Consider the following 18,241-nt stretch of genomic DNA (forward strand, 5'->3'; position numbering starts at 1 on the left):
CTGCCGTCTCCTTAAGTATGCCTATGCTAACTCCGCAGAAGTTAGCACCGCACCAACCGCCCTGTCGAGACGTTCGGTTACGTCCACGTCAGTGATCACTGTCACCCGGGCACGACGGGGGTGCAGGCGGCCGTGGCGAACGGTCAGGCCGTTGGGTGGTCAGCCGCCGATTGCCCGCGCCGGCGGTAGCGGCGCAGGCAGCAGCCACGGATGACGCGGCTGGGCAGACCCCGAAGCGGCGGCCTCAGCAAAGGGTACGGCGGTCCCCTCAGACCAGCGGACGGCCGGTGCGGATGCGCCAGTCCAGGTCTTTGAGCAACACGTTGAACGGGAATTGCCGCACGAAGCCCGGCACGATGTTGTTGAGCACCCGCAGCCCCTTCATCAGTCGCTCGAAGCGGCGCTGACGTTTCGGATCCCAGGGCAGCTGCATCTCGTCGCGGAACCGCTGCGGGAGAAAACCGGTGGTGATCAGGCAGGCCAGGTTCTCGTTGAATCGCTGCAACGGGCCGGGCAGGGCCAGACCACGCAACCGGCCCACCGCGATCGGATACAGATATTCGCGGATGGTGTCGTCGATGTGCACCTGGTCCAGCGATTCCTGCCAGTACTTGTCGAAGGCGGCCCGGTCGGCCGGCCACATCTCGGCGGGCACCTGCAACGTGGTGCCCAGGGTGATGCCGTCGCGGTAGTGGCGGTCCGCGGTCTGCTCGTCCATCTCGCCGATGAACAGCCGGTACACGTCGACGGAGCCCTTGTACAGGCAGGCGGCCACCCAGAGCTGCAGATTCTTGTCGAACGCGTTGTACTCCACCGGGCTCTCCGGGGTGGAGCGCACCTGCGCGTGGGCCTTGTTGACCGCACGGCGGAATGCGGCCTTCTGCTCCTCGGAGCCCCGGCCCGCCACGGCCAGGTAGGTGAAGGTGGTGCGGGCCCGCTTGATCGGGTGCAGGTCGACCCGGCCGCTGTGCACCTTGCTCTCCTGCACGCCGTAGCCGACGCCGGGCCGGGCGAGCTGCATGATCACGTTTGCCGGGCCGGCCAGCAGCGCAACCCCCATCAGCCCGTCATCGAAGCTTGCACCCCAACGCTTCCGGCGGGCCGGAACCCGGACAGTCTCGTTGATCGGACGCTCGATGATCGTCATTGACACCCCTGGGAGCCGTAAAGCGGAAACGTAGGTTTCCTGATATTGCCCCGGGTGCAGAACAGGTGTCAAGATGGTCGGGTGTCCCAGGTCCGGCCCTACCGCGGGGTGGCGGCCGCACAGCGCGTCGCCGACCGGCACGACCGTCTGCTCGCGGCCGGCCTCGATCTGCTGACCGGCCCGGACGCCGAGCTCACGGTGCGCGCCATCTGCCGTGAGTCCGGGATCGCCACCCGGCACTTCTACGAGGCCTTTGCCGACAAGGACGAGTTCGTGTCCGCGGTGTTCGATTCGGTGGTGGCCCGCATCGCCGCGACCACTCAGGAGGCCGTGGCCTCGGTCGGCCCGGCCGAACAGAACCGGGCGGGCATCACCAACCTGGTCCGCACCATCGGCGAGGACGCCCGCATCGGGCGCCTGCTGTTCGACACCAAGTTGTCCAACGCCGTGCTGGTGCGCAAACGCGCCGAACTCGGCGGATTCTTCGCGGTGCTGGCCGGCCAACACGCGCAGACGGTGCTCCGGCAGGACGACAGCGACCAGATCAAGGCCATCGCCCACTTCGTGGTGGGCGGGGTGAGTCAGACCATCAACGGCTGGCTGACCGGTGCGATCGGACTGAGCGCCGAGGAACTCATCGATCTGCTGACCTCGGTGCTGGATACCTTCCCCGACCCCCGGCGCGGCTAGCTGTTGTGACCTGACAGGTTGTTGTCAGGCGGCGAGTCTGGTGATGGGTGGTTTCCCGCCGAGGGCGGAGTGGCCTCGTTGAGTGTTGTATCGGCGCAGGAATCGGTCAAGTGCTCGTTTGCGGACGCTGCTGGAGGTCCAGGGCCGGGCGTACGCCCATTCATTGAGCAGGGTCCGGTTGAAACGCTCGGCTTTCCCGTTGGTCCAGGGGCAGCCGGGCTTGATGAACCTGCGTCGCACTCCCCAGGCCGTGCACACCCAGCCCCAATTGGTGCCGCGCCGGTAGACCAAAGCGTTGTCCGTCAGCAGCCGCCGCACCCGCACACCGTGGCCGGCGAACCACACCATCGCTCGGTGCAAGAATCCTGCGCACGTGAGGTCTTTCTCGTCGGGCAGTACTTCGCTGTATGCCAGCCTGGTGCGGTCATCGATCGCGGTGTGCACATAGTCATAGCCGATCTTGGTCTTCTTGTGCCGGTTGGCAACTGACACCTTCGCGTCGCGGCCGTGCAGGCGCCACCCTCCACCTTTGGGGATGCGTCCCAACTTTTTGACATCGACGTGGACCATTGCTCCTGGGGTGCGGTACTCATAGCGGTTGGGGCTGCGCCGCGACGAGCGCACCGGCTGCCCCGTGATCGGGTCGATCGCACTCAAGTGCGGCACCTGATGGCGCGCCAAGATCCGGCCTACCGTCGAGGCGTGCATCCCGAGCTCGGCGGCCAGCACGACCGCGCCGCGCTTGCGGCGTTGCCGAGCTCTGAGCACTTTGCGCTCGACGTGTGCACTGGTGCGCGTCGGCATCCGGTGCGGACGCGAGGACCGGTCGGCCAACGCCTCCTCACCGCCCTCTCGATGGCGGCGCAGCCACTTATAGACCGTGGCCCGCGAAATGCCCAGTTGTTCAGCGACATGAGCTGGCGGCCAGCCCGCGGCGACACGCTCCACGATCAAGCGACGTGCGAACAGGTTGGTGCGGGCGTTAACGTGAGACACGAGGACCTCCTACGGATAGATGCCAGACACATCCACTCCGTCAGGAGGTCCTCCCCATTTCAAGCCGCCACGCCGTCAACAACCTCCAAGGTCACAACAGCTAGCCCCTCCGAAGTCCCGCGAGATTGCAGTTATCGCGGCACCCACTCGCAAAAGTTCTCGGTAGTTGCAATCTCGCGGCCAAGGCCCCCTAGACAGATGCCCGGGGCCGGCGGTCGGCCGCGGTCTTCGGGACGGTGGCGACATCGTCCTCGGTGAATTCCTTGATCCAGCAAGCAAATTCCAGCGTGATGCCGTCGGGGTCCTGGAAGTAGAAGGACCGGACGTACACGCCGGGATGCAGTGTCGGCGAGGCCTGCCATTCACTGTCGTCGTGGTTGAGCACCGGGCCGACGCGGACCCCCTTGGCCTTGAGTTTCTCCCGGTACTCGTCGAACTGCTCGGCCGGGACGTGGAAGGCCAGGTGGTTCATGGTGGACACCGCGCTGGTGAATTCGCCGATCCCGGGCAACGCCGCCGGGGAGGACACCACCGGCGCCCCGTCGGGTCCGTCGGTGAACCAGAAGAACGCCACGCAGTCGCCGTTGCCGGCATCGAAGAAGAAGTGCTGCCCCATACCGTTGGGCAGGTCCAGCGACTTGACCAGCGGCATCCCGAGCACGCCGGAGTAGAAGTCCACCGTGCGCTGCATGTCCGAGCACACCAGCGCGACATGGTTGATGCCGCCCAGCTGGAATTCGGAATTGGGGTTCGATGGCTTGATCATGTCGGCTCCCGAGATCTGGCGCAGAAGTAAAACTGAATCTAACATCAGATTCAGGTTCGGACAATGAAAGACCGGAGGGTTTCCGTGACCGCTCGGGTAGAGCTGCCCACCGCCCGCGGGCGACAGACCCAGGCCGCGATCGATGCCGCGGCCCGAACCGTCGTCGCCCGCAAGGGCATATTGGCCACCACCGTCGCCGACATCGCGGCCGAGGCGGGCCGGTCCACCGCGTCGTACTACAACTATTACGACTCCAAGGAGGCCATGGTCCGGGACTGGGCCGTCCGGTTCCGCGATGAGGCCCGAGATCGCGTGCTGGCTGCCGGCGAACCGGGCCTGACGAACGCCGAGCGTGCGCACGCTGCGGCGGCCGCACACTGGAACACCTACCGGCATCGTCTGGCCGAGATCATCGCAGTTTCTCAATTGGCAATGGTCAGTGATGATTTCGCGCAATACTGGTCCGAGATCTGCGCGCTGCCCATCACCTTGATCACCAAGATGGTCCAGCAGGCCCAGCGCGACGGCTACTGCGCGGGCGATGACGCCCACCTGATAGCGGTCGCACTGGTGTCCATGCTGAACCAGTTCTGTTACGCCCAACTCGCCGGGGCCGGGGCACAGACCGCCGACGACGACGCCTGTGTGGCCACTCTGGCCGCGATCTTCTACCGCACGATCTACCACAAGGAGACCGGACAGCCATGACGACGAAGGGCCCGACGCCGGGAGTCACCCGGGAATTCGTCGGGATGGATTCCCCCACCGCACGCCGGGCCGGTGCCGGTGGGCATCCGTGCCAGGGCCTCTACCACCGTGGGGTCGGCCGGAAACCGAAGGTCGCGGTGATCGCCACGCACTACCAGATCGATTTCTCCGAGCACTATCTCGCCGACTACCTGGCCACCCGAGGCATCGGGTTCCTCGGCTGGAACACCCGGTTCCGTGGCTTCGAGAGTTCCTTCCTGCTCGACCACGCGCTGGTCGACATCGGTGTCGGGGTGCGCTGGTTGCGCGAGGTGCAGGGCATCGAGACCGTGGTGCTGCTCGGCAACTCCGGCGGCGGGTCACTGATGGCGGCCTATCAGGCTCAGGCCGTGCACCACCACGTGACGCCGCTGGAGGGCATGCGCCCGGCCGCCGGGCTCACCGATCTCGTGCCGGCGGACGGCTATGTGGCCAGCGCGGCGCACCCGGGCCGGCCGGACGTGCTCACCGCGTGGATGGATGCCTCGGTCACCGACGAGAGTGAAGCGCTGTCCACCGACCCGAGCCTGGATCTGTTCGACGAGCGCAACGGCCCGCCCTACTCCGCCGATTTCGTCGCCCGCTACCGCGCGGCACAGATCGCCCGCAACGAGGCCATCACCGACTGGGCGGAGACCGAACTCAAACGGGTGCAGGCAGCCGGCTACTCGGACCGGCCCTTCACCGTGATGCGCACCTGGGCGGACCCGCGGATGGTCGATCCCACCCTGGAACCGACCCGGCGCCAGCCCAACCTGTGTTACGCCGGCCCGCCGGTCAAGGCCAACCGGTCTGCCCACGGCATCGCGGCGGCCTGCACGCTGCGCAACTGGATCGGGATGTGGAGCCTGCGGCACGCCCAGACCCGCGCCGAACCGCACCTGGCGCTCATCGACTGCCCGGCGCTGGTCATCAACGCCGACCAGGACACCGGGGTCTATCCCTCCGACGCGCAACGGATCCATGACGCGCTGGCCGGTTCCGACAAGACACAGTTGTCGATCGACACCGACCACTACTTCACCACCCCGGGCGCTCGCAGCGAGCAGGCCGATACCATCGCCAAGTGGATCGCGAAGAGGTGGCGCTAGGGCGCCAGATCAAGGTTCTGGCCCACTTCACTCCCGGCCGGAAAGTCCTGGATTTCGTTGCCCCGGAATCAGACTGGCTCGACATCCGGTGGTGCGCGGAGGACGACGACGCCACCCTGTACCGCGAGCTGCCCGAGGTCGACGTGGTCTGGCACGTGCTGCGCCCGCTGTCGGCCGCCGACCTGCAACGGGCGGCCCGCTGCCGGTTGGTGCACAAGCTCGGCGCCGGGGTGAACACCATCGACGTCGCCGCCGCCACCGGGCGCGACATCGCGGTCGCGAACATGCCCGGCGCCAACGCGCCGTCGGTCACCGAGGGCACACTGCTGCTGATGCTGGCGGCGCTGCGCCGGCTACCGCAACTGGACCGCGCCACCCGCGAGGGACGCGGCTGGCCGTCCGACCCCAGCCTGGGTGAGACCGTGCGTGACATCGGCGGCTGCACGGTCGGATTGGTCGGCTACGGCAACATCGCCAAGCAGGTCGAGACCGTGCTGCGGACACTGGGCGCGCAGGTTCTGCACACCAGCACCCGCGATGACGGCCTGCCGGACTGGCGGCCGCTGGCCGGCCTGCTCGCCGAGAGCGACATCGTCTCGCTACACCTGCCGCTCACCGAGGCCACCCATCACCTTCTCGACCGGGCGGCGCTCGACTCGATGAAGCCGGGCGCGGTGCTGGTCAACACCGCACGCGGCCCGATCGTCGACGAGGGTGCCCTGGCCGACGCGCTCCGGACGGGTCGGCTGGCCGCCGCCGGACTGGACGTGTTCGACGTCGAACCGGTCGCCGCGGACAATCCGCTGCTCGGGCTGGACAACGTCGTGCTCACCCCGCACGTCACCTGGTATACCGCCGATACGATGCGCCGCTATCTGGGGATCGCGGTGGACAACTGCCGCCGGATGCGGGACGGCGAACCGCTGGCCCACGTCGTCAACGCGCCGCGGTGACAGTGTCCCAAAGTGGCACGTTGTCGGAACATCAACCGGCGCAGACTGATCGGCATGAACGACACGAGCGCAACGCCGGTCGACCCCGCTGTGTTCCGGCAGAACCTATCGGTGTTCCCCTGGCCGCACCGCCGGTACGGGTGCGGAACCGACGGTCTCACAGCTTGTTTCGAGGAGAGGGCCGCACCGGCTCGGGCGTCCACCCGTGATCGTGGACGCGGGCGAACCGGATCAGCGAATGGACCGTGAGACCGAGCCCCGCCATCGATTCGATGGCCATCCGGTGATCTCCCTCCGCGCGAACACCGATCGGTGCTTGTGTCCTCCACACCAGGGACGCGATGCGGCCCCGACAGTCTCGCTGTGAGACAGCGCCCGGACCCTGGACGTCGCACTTGACGGACACCCTGAGGTGGCACACGTCACCCCGAGGTACCCTCGGTCCCAACCGACCGGTTATTAGGGATGTTGCCCATGGAGGTTAAGCGTGCCCATCGCGATCAACTCTGAACACAATGACCTGGCCGATTCGGTCCGGTCACTGGTGGCCAAGGTCGCCCCGGCAGATGTTCTGCACGAGGCCCTCGAGACACCGATCACCAATCCCCCGCCGTACTGGAACGCCGCCGCCGAGCAGGGCCTGCAGGGCGTCCACCTGGCCGAGAACGTCGGTGGACAGGGTTTCGGCATCCTCGAGCTCGCCGTCACCCTGGCCGAGTTCGGTTACGGCGCGGTCCCGGGCCCGTTCGTCCCGTCGGCGATCGCGAGCGCACTGATCTCCGCGCACGACGCCGAATCCCCGCTGCTCGGTGGCCTCGCGTCCGGTGAAACCATCGCGGTCTACGCGATCGACTCCGGTCTGACCGCCACCCGCCAGGGCGACAAGCTCGTCATTCGCGGGGAGGTTCGCGCCGTGCCGGGTGCGGCGCAGGCTTCGCTGCTGGTGCTGCCGGTGTCGATCGAGAGCAGCGAGGAATGGATCGTGCTCGACGCCGGCGCGCTGGAGATCGAGCCGGTCAAGAGCATCGACCCGCTGCGCCCGGTGGCGCACGTACGGGTCAACGGGGTCGAGGTCGCCGCCGACGACCGGACCCGGGTGCTGTCCAACCTCAGCCGCGACCATGCCCGGGCGCTCATCTCCACGTTGCTGTCCGCCGAATGCGTCGGCGTGGCCCGCTGGGCCACCGACACCGCCACCGAATACGCCAAGATCCGTGAACAGTTCGGTCGGCCGATCGGCCAGTTCCAGGCCATCAAACACAAGTGCGCCGGGATGATCGCCGAGACCGAGCGGGCCACCGCCGCGGTGTGGGATGCCAGCCGCGCCCTCGACGAATTCCGCGACGGTGAAAGCGATTCCAAGTACGAGTTCGCGGCCGCCGTCGCGGGCACGTTGGCTCCGGTCGCGGCACAGCACTGCGCCCAGGAGTGCATCCAGGTGCACGGCGGCATCGGGTTCACCTGGGAGCACGACACCAACATCTACTACCGCCGCGCGCTGGCCCTGGTGGCCGGTTTCGGCCGGGCCGCCGACTATCCGCAGCAGGTTGTCGACACCGCCACCGGCACGGGTCTGCGCAAGCTCGACATCGACCTGGATCCCGAGACCGAGAAGGTCCGTGACGAGATCCGCGCCGAGGTCGCGGCACTGAAAGCCATTGCGCGCGAAGAACGCAACGCGGCGATCGCGGAGGGTGGCTGGGTGCAGCCGCATCTGCCCAAGCCGTGGGGCCGCAACGCCGCACCGATCGAGCAGATCATCATCGCCCAGGAGTTCTCGGCCGGCCGGGTGGCACGCCCGCAGATGGGCATCGCCGCCTGGATCATCCCGTCGATCGTCGCCTACGGCACCGACGAGCAACAGCAGCAGTTCCTGCCGCCGACATTCCGCGGCGAGATGATCTGGTGCCAGCTGTTCTCCGAGCCCGGTGCGGGCTCCGACCTGGCCAGCCTGACCACCAAGGCCATCAAGGTCGACGGTGGCTGGCGGATCACCGGGCAGAAGATCTGGACCACCGGCGCGCAGTTCTCCCAGTGGGGCGCACTGCTGGCCCGCACCAACCCGGACGCGCCGAAACATAATGGCATCACCTACTTCCTGATCGACATGAAGTCGCCGGGAGTCGAGGTGAAGCCGCTGCGCGAGCTCACCGGCGACGCCATGTTCAATACGGTCTTCATCGATGACGTGTTCGTGCCGGACTCGATGGTGCTCGGCGAGGTGGACCGCGGCTGGGAGGTCAGCCGCAACACCCTGACCAACGAGCGGGTTTCGATCGGCAGCGCCGAGCCGCCGTTCCTGGCCAGCCTTGAGCAATTCGTGGAGTTCATCCGCGACGGGCACTTCGACCAGATCGAGCAGAACCACGCCGGCAAGCTGATCGCCGAGGGCTACGCCGCCAAGGTGCTCAACCTGCGCTCAACGCTGCTCACCCTGGCCGGTGGCGACCCGATGCCGGCCGCGGCGATCTCCAAGCTGCTGTCCATGAAGACCGGTCAGGGCTACGCCGAGTTCGGGGTGTCCTCCTTCGGCACCGACGCGATCATCGGCGATAAGGAGCAGGCGCCCGGCAAGTGGTCGGAGCGACTGCTGTTCAGCCGCGCCACCACCATCTACGGTGGCACCACCGAAGTGCAGCTCAACATCATCGCCGAACGTCTGCTCGGCCTGCCCCGCGACCCGTAAACCCGTCCTCCGGGACTACGGTTTGTGGTGCGTTTTCGCGAGAAGCGCACCATGAACCGTAGTCCCGGCGCGTCAGGGCAGGATCTCCCGCGTTGACGCGACCAGCGGCTGCCACGCCGCGAGCGCCGATCGGGCGATCGTCTCCAGCGTGGCCCGGTCGGCTCCGTCCCGCGCCTGGATCGACATGCCCTGCTGGACCGTCACATAGAACCGCGCGATCGCGGAAGTATCTGCAGTCGGCGGGATCTCGCCGTTCTCGACACCCTGCGCCAGCATCTCGGCCAAGTCGGCGGTGTTGGCCTCGCGCTTGTCCACGAGGTCCGCCCGGAGCGCCTCCGTCGCACTATTGACGTGCAGTGCCGACAGCACCACCAGGCAACCCGTCGGGCAGTCACCCCGGGTGAAGGCGCGTGCCGTGGTAGTCAGATAGGCCTCGACCGCACCGTAGGCCGTGTCGGCCGCCGTCACCGCCGCCCAGATCTCCGCGCCGGCGCTGTGCCCGTAGTGCTCCACCGCCTCGCGGAACAGGTCGTCCTTGGAGCCGAACGCCGCATACAGACTGGTGGGCCCGATACCCATCGCCGAGGTCAGGTCGGCAATGGATGTGCCCTCAAAGCCCTTCTCCCAGAACAACTCCATCGCGCGCTCGAGCGCAGCCGTCCTGTCGAACTCCCTCGGCCGTCCGCGAGCCGCCATCGGAACCATCCTTCACCGCATTCTGCATCGAATGATACAGAAACCCTTGACGCCGGCAGCGCGGTATCCATATATTTGCATCGATCACTACAGAAATGGAGCATGCGATGCCGAAGCTAGACGGGAAGAGAGCCTTTGTGACCGGCGGGAGCCGCGGAATAGGGGCGGCCATCGCCCGCCGGCTGTCCGCCGAGGGCGCCGCCGTGGCAGTCGGCTACGAACGTTCGGCCGACGCGGCACAGGCGGTCGTCGACGCCGTCACCGGCCGCGGCGGTCGAGCCGTCGCGGTCCAGATGTCGGCGGACGACCCCGCGTCGGTCCGTCGGGCAGTAGACGACGCTGCCGAAGCCCTTGGCGGACTGGATATCCTGGTGAACAACGCCGGTATATACCGCGGCGGTTCGGTCGAGGAGATGACGCTGGAGGACATCGACGCGACCCTGAATGTGAACGTGCGTGCGGTGATGCTCGCATCGCAGGCTGCGCTGGCACACCTGCCCGAGGGCGGCCGCATCATCTCCACGGGCAGCAACCTGGCGTCCCGCGTGCCCGGGCCGGGGATGGCGCTGTACTCGGCGAGCAAGGCCGCGTTGATCGGCTGGACGCAGGGTCTGGCGCGCGATCTGGGCGCCCGCGGAATCACGGTGAACGTCGTGCATCCTGGCTCCACCGACACCGATATGAACCCCGCCGATGGTCCGCAAGCCGCGGATCAGAAGGCGCTCATGGCGATTCCGCGCTACGGCACACCCGAGGACGTGGCCGCGCTGGTTGCATTCGTGGCCGGGCCGGAGGCGGGATCGATCAATGGAGCCGGAGTGACCATCGACGGCGGCGCCAACGCGTGACGCGCGTCGGCGCGGACGCCGACCGGGATCTGCGTCGGGTGCTCCTGCTGCTGGCACCCGCGATCATGCTGGTGGTCGCGACCGAGTTCATCGTCGTCGGCCTGCTGCCACCGATCGCGGCCGACTTCACCCTGCCGCTCTCGGCCGCCGGGCAGCTGACCGCGGTGTTCGCGATCGCCGCGGCGGTCGCCGGACCGTTCGTCACACTGGCGGTGAGCCGTGTCCCGGCACCCACCTTGCTCACGGCGGTGCTGGTGCTGTTCGGTATGGGCAACGGCGTCATCGCCGTCGCCGCGGACTTCACTCTTGTGCTGGTGATGCGGGCAATACAGGGTGCGTTTCTACCGGCTCTCATCGGAGTCGGCACCGCCGAGGTCCTGCGGCACACACCTGCCGGGACGCGTGGCCGTGCGCTGGCCCGGGCCAATCTCGGCTTCGTGCTGGGCGTGCTGATCGCGCTGCCGGCCGGTATCGCACTGGCCCAGGGCGGCCAGTGGCGACTGTCGTTCGTCGTGCTGGCTGTCGTGTCCCTACCCGTCGCGGCCGCGGTGGCAATCCTGTTCCCGCGCAACCAGATGTCCGCCCCGCCACCACCTGTCTCAGGTAACCTCGCCGTGCTCCGCGGGCCTCGGTTCCTCGGTCACCTCGCACTGTCGGTGGTGATCTTCGCCGCCATGTTCTCCGCCTACACCTATCTCGGGGCGTGGCTGGAGGACGCCATCGGTCTCGACGCCGGTGGTCTCGCGCTCGCGATGCTGCTGTTCGGCGCCGTCGGTGTCGCGGGCAACGTCGCCGCCGAACGCGTCGCCGACCGGTTCCCGCTCGCCGCATCCGCATTTGCGGCGGTGGTGCTCGCCGTGGCGGTCAACGCGGCAGCATGGACCGGGGGTTCGATCCTGGCGGCCGCGATCCCGTTCGCCCTCTGGAGCCTCATGCACACCGCGGGTGTCACGCTCAGTCAGGTGCGGGTGACGTTGGCGGGAGCCAAAGCGCCGGCATTCGCGATGACGATGAACATCTCGGCGGCCAACCTCGGCATCGCCGTCGGAGCACTCACCGGCGGCTGGGCGGTCGACCGCTTCGGGATGGTCGGGCTGGGCTCGATGCCCGCTGCCCTGACCGTGCTGGCGCTCCTACTCGTCCTCCCGCTACGGGTGGCCCGCACTCAGGGCAGGATGGCGTCGACGTAGCCGCCGTCGACCCGCAGCGCCCCGCCGGTGGTCGCCGAGGCCAGCGGCGAGGCCAGATAGGTCACCATGTTCGCGATCTCGGCGGGCTCGATGAGCCGCTGGATCAACGACTGCGGCCGGTGCAACCGCATGAACTCGCGCTGCGCCGCGTCCCAGGGCAGGTTCTTGTCGACCAGCTGGTAGACGAAGTCCTCCACCCCCGCGGTATGCGTCGGGCCGGCGATCACCGAGTTCACCGTCACCCCGGTGCCGGCCGCGTCCTTGGCGAAACCGCGGGTCACCGCCAGCAGCGCCGTCTTGGACACCCCGTAGTGGATCATCTCCGCCGGTGTCACGACCGCCGAGTCGCTGGCGATCTGAATGACTCTGCCCCAGCCTTTTTCGGTCATGTGGGGCAGATAGGCACGGATCAGCCGGACCGCCGCGAGCACGTTGACCTCGAAGAAGCGCCGCCACTGCTCATCGGTGATCTCGCGGGCCGGTACCGCCTCGAAGATGCCCAGGTTGTTCACCAGCACATCGACGTCGGGGAACTGCTCGACGACCGCCGCGGCACCGGCCTCCTCGGCCACATCGGCGGCGACCCCGACGGCATCGCCGCCGACAGCAGCCACCGCCTCCTCGACGCGCGCCTGGGTACGGCCATTGACGATGACCCGGGCACCGGCGGCGGCCAGCTGTTGAGCGATGGCCAACCCGATGCCCTGGGTCGAGCCGGTGACGAGTGCGGTCTTACCGGTCAGATCGATGTTCACGCTGAGGTACTACCCCGGCGCTCGCCGCGATATTCCGTGCGGCGGGCTAATCGACCTCGATCTCGCGCAACTCCCGCTTGAGGATCTTGCCGGTGGGATTACGCGGCAACTCATCGAGGAAGATCACCTCGCGCGGCACCTTGTAGCGGGCCAGGTTGTCGCGCACGTAGGCCTTGATCGCGTCCTCGTCGACGGAGGCGCCCTCGGCCTTGACGACGAAGGCGCGCAGCCGGTGGCCCCACTCCTTGTCCTCGACACCGATCGCGGTCGCCTCGACCACCTCCGCGTGCCCGCTGATCAGATCCTCGACCTCGGCGGGGAAGACGTTCTCGCCGCCGGACACGATCATCTCGTCATCGCGGCCGGAGACGTAGAGCAGTCCGTGCTCATCGAAGTAGCCGACGTCGCCGGAGGACATCATGCCGTCGATGATCTGCTTGCCACCGCCGCCGGTGTACCCCTCGAACGGGATGGTGTTGCGCACGAAGATCCGCCCGACCTCACCTTGGGGAACCTCAACCCCGTTGTCGTCCAACAACTTCACCACATTGCCCTTGACCACCGGGCCCACCGTCGCAGGATTGATGGACAGATCCCGGGGCCGGGCGATGGTCGCGAACGCGATCTCGGTGGAGCCGTACAGGTTGTAGACGACCGGACCGAGTTCCCGCATCGCACGGGTGGCCAGCTCGGCGCCCAGCTGCGAACCGGACACGAAGACGATCCGCAGGCTGGACAGATCCGGCTTGGGTTCGGTCTTGTCGAGTTCGTCGAGCAGGCGCGACAGCATCACCGGCACCAGCACCATGGCGGTCACCTTGTGCTTCTCGACGTCGGAGAGCAGGGTGGCCGGCTTGAACCGGCGGCGCAGTACCAACGTGGTGCCCAGCATCATGGCGATGGTGGCGTGCAGGAACCCCAGCGCGTGGAACATCGGCGCCGGCAGCGCGGTGACCTCACCGGACTTGAACGGCACATGAGAGAGCACTCCCCCGATCGGAGCCAGCGACGGCGGCGACTGCCGGTTGGCGCCCTTGGGAGTGCCGGTGGTGCCGCTGGTCAGGATGACGATCGACGCGTGCTTGCCGACCTTGGGGGCCTGCTGTTTGCTGCTACGGGAGATCAGGTCGGCCAGGGTTTCGTCGGTGCTGCCCGACGGTTCGGGCTTGTCGGGGTTGGTGGGCAGTGCGCGCAGCTTGCCCAGCTCCGGTTCGGCTTGGGCGACCGCGGCGGTGTACTCATCGTCGTAGATGATGATCGCGGTGCCCTCGCGTTCGGACACCTCCTTGATCTGCGGGCCGGAGAACTCACTGTTGAGGAAGATGATGCGGGCTCCGACGCGGGCCGCGCCGTACAGCGCCACCAGGAACCACCGGTGGTTGCGGATCAGCAGTGCGACACCGTCGCCGTCCTTGACTCCCTTGGCGCGCAAGCCATTGGCGACCGCATTGGCCGCCCGGTCCAGCTCACCGAAGGTGAACTCGCCGTCGTCGTCGATACAGGCGAGACGATCCGGGTGCCGACGGGCGTTGAGCGCCGGGATCATCCCGATCTCGCCCCAGCGCCGGATGTCGGCGAGCAGTGCCGCGATGGCCTGCGGCGACTCGATGCGCAGGGCTCCGGCTTCGAACATCTTGCGTGCGTAATGCAGTTCCGCGGCCCCACGGCCGAGTAACAGCTGGGCTTTCGCCGCCGCCTGAGCGGGCAGATCTGTGAGGCTGGGCATGAACGCCACAATATGTGACTCGTGTCGAGTGGGGACAGATAACTAGCATGGCCGCATGGGGGCTGCCGCAGGCAATCGCAGGACGCTGGAGGTGGGCGGGCGGGAGGTCTCGGTCAGCAACCCCGGCAAGGTGATCTTCCCGGGTGCAGACGGGCGGGCAGATGTCACCAAACTCGATCTGGTCGAGTACTACCTCTCCGTTGCCGACGGCGCCCTGCGCGGGGTACACAACCGGCCGATGATCCTGAAACGTTTCGTCAAGGGCATCGACGAGGAAGCGATCTTCCAGAAGCGCGCACCGGAGAAGCGGCCGGATTTCGTCGACGTCGCCGAGCTCAAGTACGCGTCCGGGACCTCGGCGAAGGAGGCCGTGATCACCGAACCGGCCGGCCTGGTATGGGCGGTCGGGCTGGGGTGTGTCGATCTCAACCCGCATCCGGTGCGGGCGCACGATCTGGAGCATCCCGACGAGTTGCGGGTGGATCTGGACCCGATGCCCGGCGTGGAGTGGGAGCAGATCCTGGCGGTCGCGGCCCTCGCCCGAGAGGTGCTGGAGGAGTACGGACTGACCTCCTGGCCGAAGACGTCGGGTTCCCGCGGCTTCCACATCTATGCGCGTATCCACCCGAACTGGCCGTTCAAGCAGGTCCGGCTGGCCGCGGAGACCGTGGCGCGGGTCGTCGAGCAGCGGGCGCCCGATCTCGCGACCGCCCGCTGGTGGAAGGAGGAGCGCGGTGCCCGGGTGTTCGTGGATTTCAACCAGAACGCCAAGGACCGCACCGTCGCCTCCGCCTACTCGGTGCGGGCCAGGCCGGACGCCCGGGTGTCCACCCCGTTGTTCTGGGACGAGGTGCCCGACTGCCGGCCCGAGACGTTCACCGTGGCGACCGTGCCCGCACGGTTCCGCGCCATCGGCGACCCGTGGGCCGACATGGATGCCCATCCCGGTGAGCTGACCGGTCTGCTCGACCTCGCCGAGATGCTCGGACCTGCGGAGAAGCCACCCAGCCGGAAGAGTGTCGACGGTCGCAGGGCGTCGCAGATGCCGCTGATCGAGGTCGCCCGGACCAAAACCAGGGACGAGGCGATGGCCGCGCTCGAGGTGTGGCGCGGCAGTCACCGCGAGGCCGCTGAACTGCTCGAGCCCGTCGATGTGCTGATCGACGGTATGCGCGGGCCGAGCTCGATCTGGTACCGCGTCAGGATCAATCTGCAGCATGTGCCGGAGCACCTGCGACCGCCCCAGGAGGCGTTGATCGCCGATTATTCGCCTTGGCAGAACTATTCGGGTAATCAGTTCAAGCACTGAACCCGGGATCTAGGCTACTCGGCGGTAAGGTGTACCCGCCAATTTGCGGAATCAAACATGAAATCGAAATACGTTGCGGCGCAACCACTTACATTTCGCTCAGCGAACCCTTACCCGGCTCTCAGACTATCTTCTTAGCAAAGTCTCAATCACTACTCCCAAGTACCTTAAATTACGCCGATAACTTCGGTATCAGTCCAACAACGACAGGTCAGAGCCAGAAGGGAGGCGAACATGACGATCGCATTCCGCTACGGGAACCCGGCGGTCCAGTGCGACGGCGCCGAGTTACGAGCACAGTGCCGCCACCTCGCCATGGTGGTGACCGTCTCCGGTGTCATCGATGACGACAACTTCGATCGACTCACCCAGAAGGTCCGCCGACTGGTCCTCGCGGAAAAGCCGTTCGCACTCGACCTGAGTGACGTGACGTCCCTGTCCGCGCGTGGTGTGTCACTCCTCTACGCCCTCGATGATGAGTGCGACCTCGCAGGAGTCGAGTGGGCCCTGGTCGCAAGCCCGGCCGTGCTCGCCGTCCTGCGACTGCTCGACGACGCATTCCCCATCACGGCCTCCGTCCCGGAGGCGCTGCACCACTTCGCCGAGGGCACGCTCGCCCGGCGCCGGCTGCTGCCGCTCCTGCACAAGACCGCATAGAAAGGCGGAACCGAAGATGTTGCTCGACGTTCGCTGGCTGACCGCCCTGATGGGCCGTCACCGCAAGCACGCCCGCTAGGGTCCCTACTCCTCCGATGAGCCCTCCCGCCGACCGGCGGGAGGGCTCATCGCTGTCAGGACGTTTTCAGGCCGGTGGTCGCCAGCGCCGGTCCTTGCGCTGTTCCAATTCACCCTCGTCCACCAGTTCCAGCATCGGACGGCCGGGCACACACATCATGGTCACCGTGAACCGGCTCGGGATATCGGTGCGGTTGTTGCCGTCGCTGTAATGGATGAGGTCGCCGCCGGGCTCCCAGAACGCCTCCCCGGCCTTGATCACCCGCGGCGGCTGACCCTCCAGTTCGAACAACATCTCGCCCTCGATGACGTACCCGAACGCCGGCCCGGCGTGCCGGTGCGGTGGGGTGCCGGCGTCGCCGGGCGGGAACTCGATGACGACGGTCATCACGTGGGCGCCGGCCGGGATCTCCGGTTGGGCCTCCTGCAGCACTGTCAATGCGGTGCGCCAGGTATCAGACATCCTCGTTCTCCTTCTCAGGCCGCGACGCCGCCGCCGTCGGCGGGCAGCGTTGCTCCGGTGATGAAACTCGATGCGGACGAGGCGAGGAACAGCACCGCCTCGGCGATCTCGGTCGGTTCGGCCGTGCGCCCGAGCGGAAGTGCCCGGCCCAGTTCGTCGTTGGTGTCGCCCCACTCGGCGACCACACCCTCGGTGTTGGTCGGGCCCGGCGCCACCGCATTGACCCGCACCCCGCCGGGTCCGAACTCCGTGGCCCACGTCCTGGTCAGCGATTCCACGGCGGCCTTGGACGCGCTGTACACCGACGCGCCGGCCACTCCCTTGGACGCCACCATGGAGGTGACATTGATGATGCTTCCGGATCCGCGTGCCAGCATGCCCGGGACCAGCCCGGCAACCAGGAAGTACGTCCCCCGCACATTGGTGTCGAAGGTGGACTCGAAGGACGCCACGTCCTGCTCGACGGTCAGCGCGCCGGGGAAACTGGCCGCGTTGTTGACCAGGATGTCGACCGGGGAACTCTGCGCCACCAGCGCCGCCACCGAGTCGAGATCGGCGATATCGGCGCGGATGAAACGGACACCGGAGCCCAGTGACTGCGCGGCAGCCTCACCCCGCGCGCGGTCACGCCCGGTGATCAGTACCGTGGCGCCGGCCTCGGCGAGCAGCCGCGCGCAGGCCAGCCCGATTCCTGCCGTACCACCGGTGACCAGTGCGGTCTGGCCGGCCAATTGTGTTGCCATGGAAAACCTTTCTCTCATGCGCTCTGTTGGTCGAGCTCGATTCGGCGGATGCCGCGGTCGGCGGCGGTCCCGGCCAGTTTCCGGCGCAGCTGGGCCCGCGCGCGGAACACCCGGGACATGACGGTGCCCACCGGCGTTCCCATCACCGCCGCGGTCTCGGCGTAGGTCAGGCCCTGGACGTCCGCGTAGTAGAGCGCGATCCGGAACCCTTCCGGCAGCTCGGCCAGGGCGGCCCGCAGCCGGGCGTCGGGAAGGATGTCCAGGGCCGCGGCCTCCGCGGAGCGCACGCTGCGCCCCGGTCCGATGGCCTGTTCCAGCTCGGCGATCGCGTCTGTCGCGTACTCCGCCGGGCGCCGTTGCTTCATCCGGTGGCCGCTGATCCACCGGTTGTGCATGATGCGGAACAACCAGGCGTTGAGGTTGGTGCCGGGCTCGAATCCCCGAAAACCCATGAACGCGTGCATCAGCGCGTCCTGCAGCAGGTCCTCGGCATCGGCCTCGGAGCGCGTCAGCCTGCGCGCGCCACGCATCAGGGCGGTCCGCAGCGGCGCGGTGTCCCGCGCGAACCGGGCAGCCAGTTCGGCATCGGTCTCGGGGGTGGGGCTCTCGGCGTTCATCGCAGTCCAGAGTTCTCCCACGCGGCACCGGGGCGCGCCCTTGACTGTTCGTGGTCTCGGGCCCGTGGTCCGGCCACGGATGA

At 67.5% G+C, this 18,241-nt stretch carries 19 protein-coding genes; 9 read left to right on the forward strand and 10 right to left on the reverse strand.

Features of this window, described 5'->3' with window-relative positions:
• Positions 1–268: 268 nt before the first annotated feature.
• The gene (locus tag V4U86_RS25680) at positions 269–1,147 is read right to left on the reverse strand and encodes an oxygenase MpaB family protein (protein WP_395308665.1); all 879 of its coding nucleotides are present in this window, start codon (positions 1,145–1,147) and stop codon (positions 269–271) included.
• Positions 1,148–1,228: 81 nt separating this feature from the next.
• Here V4U86_RS25680 and V4U86_RS25685 point away from each other — a divergent pair, with 81 nt between their 5' ends.
• Positions 1,229–1,837 (forward strand): TetR/AcrR family transcriptional regulator, encoded by a 609-nt coding sequence (locus V4U86_RS25685; RefSeq protein WP_395308666.1) that lies wholly within the window; start codon positions 1,229–1,231, stop codon positions 1,835–1,837.
• A 24-nt stretch (positions 1,838–1,861) separates the two neighbouring features.
• On the opposite strand, the gene V4U86_RS25690 is transcribed toward V4U86_RS25685, so the two are convergent.
• Positions 1,862–2,833: an IS481 family transposase gene (locus tag V4U86_RS25690; RefSeq protein WP_395308667.1), complete on the reverse strand. Its 972-nt coding sequence runs from the start codon at positions 2,831–2,833 to the stop codon at positions 1,862–1,864.
• Between the two features lie 190 nt (positions 2,834–3,023).
• On the reverse strand, positions 3,024–3,599 hold the full coding sequence (locus V4U86_RS25695) for a VOC family protein (RefSeq protein WP_395308668.1): 576 nt from the start codon (positions 3,597–3,599) through the stop codon (positions 3,024–3,026).
• Positions 3,600–3,662: 63 nt separating this feature from the next.
• Here V4U86_RS25695 and V4U86_RS25700 point away from each other — a divergent pair, with 63 nt between their 5' ends.
• The 3 genes from V4U86_RS25700 to V4U86_RS25710 are packed head-to-tail and all read left to right on the forward strand — an operon-like array spanning position 3,663 to position 6,390.
• Positions 3,663–4,307, forward strand: a complete 645-nt coding sequence (locus V4U86_RS25700; protein WP_395308669.1) for a TetR/AcrR family transcriptional regulator — start codon at positions 3,663–3,665, stop codon at positions 4,305–4,307.
• A complete protein-coding gene (locus V4U86_RS25705) occupies positions 4,304–5,437 on the forward strand; it encodes an alpha/beta hydrolase (protein ID WP_395308670.1) in 1,134 nt (377 codons plus the stop codon). Before V4U86_RS25700 ends, V4U86_RS25705 begins: the two co-directional genes overlap by 4 nt.
• Positions 5,438–5,445: 8 nt before the next feature.
• Positions 5,446–6,390 carry a 2-hydroxyacid dehydrogenase gene (locus V4U86_RS25710; protein WP_395312213.1) on the forward strand — a complete coding sequence of 315 codons (945 nt, stop codon included), beginning with the start codon at positions 5,446–5,448 and terminating at the stop codon, positions 6,388–6,390.
• Between the two features lie 157 nt (positions 6,391–6,547).
• Here the strand turns inward: V4U86_RS25710 and V4U86_RS25715 are convergent, their stop codons facing one another.
• Positions 6,548–6,670 (reverse strand): hypothetical protein, encoded by a 123-nt coding sequence (locus tag V4U86_RS25715; protein WP_395308671.1) that lies wholly within the window; start codon positions 6,668–6,670, stop codon positions 6,548–6,550.
• Positions 6,671–6,877: 207 nt separating this feature from the next.
• On the opposite strand from V4U86_RS25715, the gene V4U86_RS25720 reads away from it, so the two are divergent.
• The gene (locus tag V4U86_RS25720) at positions 6,878–9,076 is read left to right on the forward strand and encodes an acyl-CoA dehydrogenase (protein WP_395308672.1); all 2,199 of its coding nucleotides are present in this window, start codon (positions 6,878–6,880) and stop codon (positions 9,074–9,076) included.
• A 72-nt stretch (positions 9,077–9,148) separates the two neighbouring features.
• Here the strand turns inward: V4U86_RS25720 and V4U86_RS25725 are convergent, their stop codons facing one another.
• Entirely contained in the window at positions 9,149–9,772 is a 624-nt protein-coding gene (locus V4U86_RS25725; protein ID WP_395308673.1) for a TetR/AcrR family transcriptional regulator, read from the reverse strand.
• 137 nt (positions 9,773–9,909) lie between these two features.
• Between V4U86_RS25725 and V4U86_RS25730 the strand changes: the two genes are divergently transcribed.
• Positions 9,910–10,620, forward strand: coding sequence for an SDR family oxidoreductase (locus V4U86_RS25730; protein WP_395308674.1), 711 nt, complete (start codon positions 9,910–9,912; stop codon positions 10,618–10,620).
• Positions 10,617–11,810 carry an MFS transporter gene (locus V4U86_RS25735; RefSeq protein ID WP_395308675.1) on the forward strand — a complete coding sequence of 398 codons (1,194 nt, stop codon included), beginning with the start codon at positions 10,617–10,619 and terminating at the stop codon, positions 11,808–11,810. Before V4U86_RS25730 ends, V4U86_RS25735 begins: the two co-directional genes overlap by 4 nt.
• Here the strand turns inward: V4U86_RS25735 and V4U86_RS25740 are convergent.
• Both V4U86_RS25740 and fadD2 read right to left on the reverse strand, forming a co-directional pair.
• Positions 11,786–12,565: an SDR family NAD(P)-dependent oxidoreductase gene (locus V4U86_RS25740; protein ID WP_395308676.1), complete on the reverse strand. Its 780-nt coding sequence runs from the start codon at positions 12,563–12,565 to the stop codon at positions 11,786–11,788. The genes V4U86_RS25735 and V4U86_RS25740 overlap by 25 nt on opposite strands.
• A 46-nt stretch (positions 12,566–12,611) precedes the next feature.
• Positions 12,612–14,291 (reverse strand): long-chain-fatty-acid--CoA ligase FadD2, encoded by a 1,680-nt coding sequence (gene fadD2, locus V4U86_RS25745; protein WP_395308677.1) that lies wholly within the window; start codon positions 14,289–14,291, stop codon positions 12,612–12,614.
• A gap of 55 nt (positions 14,292–14,346) precedes the next feature.
• Between fadD2 and V4U86_RS25750 the strand changes: the two genes are divergently transcribed.
• Both V4U86_RS25750 and V4U86_RS25755 read left to right on the forward strand, forming a co-directional pair.
• Entirely contained in the window at positions 14,347–15,600 is a 1,254-nt protein-coding gene (locus V4U86_RS25750) for a DNA polymerase domain-containing protein (protein WP_395308678.1), read from the forward strand.
• A 234-nt stretch (positions 15,601–15,834) separates the two neighbouring features.
• Positions 15,835–16,257, forward strand: a complete 423-nt coding sequence (locus V4U86_RS25755) for an STAS domain-containing protein (RefSeq protein ID WP_395308679.1) — start codon at positions 15,835–15,837, stop codon at positions 16,255–16,257.
• Between the two features lie 145 nt (positions 16,258–16,402).
• Here the strand turns inward: V4U86_RS25755 and V4U86_RS25760 are convergent, their stop codons facing one another.
• The 3 genes from V4U86_RS25760 to V4U86_RS25770 are packed head-to-tail and all read right to left on the reverse strand — an operon-like array spanning position 16,403 to position 18,158.
• The gene (locus V4U86_RS25760; protein WP_395308680.1) at positions 16,403–16,798 is read right to left on the reverse strand and encodes a cupin domain-containing protein; all 396 of its coding nucleotides are present in this window, start codon (positions 16,796–16,798) and stop codon (positions 16,403–16,405) included.
• A gap of 14 nt (positions 16,799–16,812) precedes the next feature.
• Positions 16,813–17,541 (reverse strand): SDR family NAD(P)-dependent oxidoreductase, encoded by a 729-nt coding sequence (locus tag V4U86_RS25765; protein ID WP_395308681.1) that lies wholly within the window; start codon positions 17,539–17,541, stop codon positions 16,813–16,815.
• Positions 17,542–17,555: 14 nt separating this feature from the next.
• On the reverse strand, positions 17,556–18,158 hold the full coding sequence (locus V4U86_RS25770) for a sigma-70 family RNA polymerase sigma factor (protein WP_395308682.1): 603 nt from the start codon (positions 18,156–18,158) through the stop codon (positions 17,556–17,558).
• Between the last annotated feature and the right edge of the window lie 83 nt (positions 18,159–18,241).

Origin of the sequence: Mycobacterium sp. AMU20-3851 (assembly GCF_043974665.1) — a bacterium.
Classification (GTDB): domain Bacteria; phylum Actinomycetota; class Actinomycetes; order Mycobacteriales; family Mycobacteriaceae; genus Mycobacterium.